This is a genomic window from Myxococcus xanthus (assembly GCF_013116825.1).
Taxonomy (GTDB): domain Bacteria; phylum Myxococcota; class Myxococcia; order Myxococcales; family Myxococcaceae; genus Myxococcus; species Myxococcus xanthus_B.
In genome coordinates this window covers 1-2127 of sequence record NZ_JABFNS010000273.1, presented here as the reverse complement: position 1 = coordinate 2127, position 2127 = coordinate 1, and the positions used below count along the sequence as shown (strand labels likewise).

2 protein-coding genes and 1 pseudogene are annotated in these 2127 nt (G+C 71.4%); 1 reads left to right on the top strand and 2 read right to left on the bottom strand.

What is annotated here, in order from left to right:
* Positions 1–29 precede the first annotated feature (29 nt).
* Entirely contained in the window at positions 30–602 is a 573-nt protein-coding gene (locus HNV26_RS37205; RefSeq protein ID WP_171445583.1) for a Maf family protein, read from the top strand.
* Between the two features lie 21 nt (positions 603–623).
* Here HNV26_RS37205 and HNV26_RS37200 read toward each other — a convergent pair whose 3' ends face one another.
* Positions 624–1586 carry a DHH family phosphoesterase gene (locus HNV26_RS37200; RefSeq protein ID WP_171445582.1) on the bottom strand — a complete coding sequence of 321 codons (963 nt, stop codon included), beginning with the start codon at positions 1584–1586 and terminating at the stop codon, positions 624–626.
* A 13-nt stretch (positions 1587–1599) separates the two neighbouring features.
* A pseudogene (locus HNV26_RS37195) lies at positions 1600–2127 on the bottom strand (zinc ribbon domain-containing protein); the annotation flags it as partial.

Sequence of the window (2127 nt, the reverse complement as noted above, 5' to 3'; positions counted from 1 at the left end):
GCCCCGCCCTGCATTAGGTTGCCCGTCCCATGAGCGAATTGATTCTGGCCTCCACGTCGAGCGCCCGACGGGCCCTGATGGATGGACTGCGGCTCCCCTACCGCGCCGAGGCCCCCGGCGTGGACGAGGTCGTAGCCCCACACCTGTCCGTGACGGAGGCCGTGCGGGAGCTCGCGTCACGCAAGGCCCGCGCGGTGCATCAGCGGCACCCGGAGACCTGGGTGCTGGGCGCGGACCAGCTCGTCGAGGTGGCGGGCGAAGTCCTCTCCAAGCCCGTCGACCGGAACGCGGCGCGCGAGCAACTGCGCAAGCTGGTGGGCCACACCCACGCCATCCACACCGGGGTGTGCCTGGTGGGCCCCGGAGGCAAGGTGCTCGATGCAGTGGAGACGACCCGGCTGACCTTCTACCCGGTGAAGGAGGAGGAGCTGGAGCGCTACCTCGACCTGAACGAATGGGAGGGCTGCTGCGGCAGCTACCGCGTGGAGGACGCCGGACAGGCCCTGTTGGAGCGGCTCGACGGCGACCGCTCCAACGTTCAGGGCCTGCCCATGGTGACGGTGGTGCGACTGCTGCGGGAGGCGGGCTTCCGGTTCTTCTGAGCGCCGCTGACGCCCGCGCCGTCACGCGTCGGAGGACAGCTCCGCCAGAATCTCCGCGTAGGCGGCGCGCGCCTTGTCGGCCTGGTCCGCCTTGAAGCTCACCGCGGCCACCACCGGGTGCCCACCGCCGCCGTAGCGCCCGGCGATGGCGGACAAATCGTGCCGCCGCAGCTCCGGCTTCCACGGGTTGGAGCCGATGGACACCTTGGCCCGCGAGGCGCCCTTCCCCACCCACAGCGTGTAGCGCGCGTCCGGATAGAGCGCGTAGGCGATGAACTTGTTGAGGCTGTCCACGCCCTCGTCCACCAGGTCGAAGAAGACGACGCCTCGCTCGTAGCGCGCCCGAGCACGCACCAGCTCGATGTTCGACTGGTGGCGCGCCAGCAGCGGCGCCAGGGGCGTGGCGATGAGCGGCGAGGCGGCGATGTCCGCCAGCGACTCGGACTGCATGCGGCGGATGACCTCCGGGATGAGACCCGGGTCCTTGTTGGCCTCCAGCACCGTCATGATGCGCAGCGCGGGCTCCTCCAGCGCCACCGCCATCTGCGGCGAGGGGAACTGGGCCCCGTCGATGATTTCCGCCCAGTGGATGAGCTCCGCCATGGGCGACGCATCCCAGCCGAAGCGCTCCCGGGCCACGTCCGCCAGGTACTTCGTGCAACTTTTGCGGTGTGCGTCGTGGAATTTGCGCCCGCTGGTGTCCGCGCGGAAGTGCGCCTCGTCCCCCGGCTGCTGGAAGGCGGAGGCGTGGTGGTCGAACCACCAGGTCAGCCGCGCGTCCTGGCTGTAGCGGAAGTCGACGATGACATTCTCCTCGCCGGAGAACACGGCCGGGTCGATGCCCTCGGCGCCCGGCTTGTGGTTCAGACCGAGGTACCGGAAGGCCGCGTCCGGACGGATGCGCTCCCGGTAGAAGCGGGAGAACACGGCCGCGCTCGCGGCGCCGTCGAAGCAGCTGTCGTGAAAGAGGACCTGAACGTTCATGGCGATGAGCCCCTTACTGCAAGGCGAGTCCCGCGCCCACCGTCGTGAAGGCCACCTCGTCCGCGCCGCCACTCGCCTGGGCGGCCACCACCACCAGCCCCACGAGCCGCCCGTCCGCCAGCACCCCGCACGCCAGCGTGCCTTCCGCGCCCCCCGGCGTGCGCAGCGGATGCACGGTGGCCCTGCTCCCCAACGCCGGAGGCGCGGGAAGTGACAGCGCCTCCCCCAGCGCACCGCCCAGCGCCTGGAACAACCCCTTGCACCCCACGGCCGCCGCCTTGCCCGTGCCGCGCTCCACCCAGAGCAGGCCATAACGCCCCTGCGCCGTATCGCCGAAGCCTACGCCGCCCCCCTGCAGGGTGGACGCGGCCAGCACCAGGTGCGGTGCGAGCTGCTCGCGCGTCAGCTGTCCCCACCCCGGGGGCAGCTCCAGCCGATACCCCAGCTCGCTGCCCACCAGGGACTGACGCACACCCGCGCCCGACGTCCCCGCGATGGGGAGCGCCAGCAACCCCGCCGATGCGACCGCCGCCCCCAGACC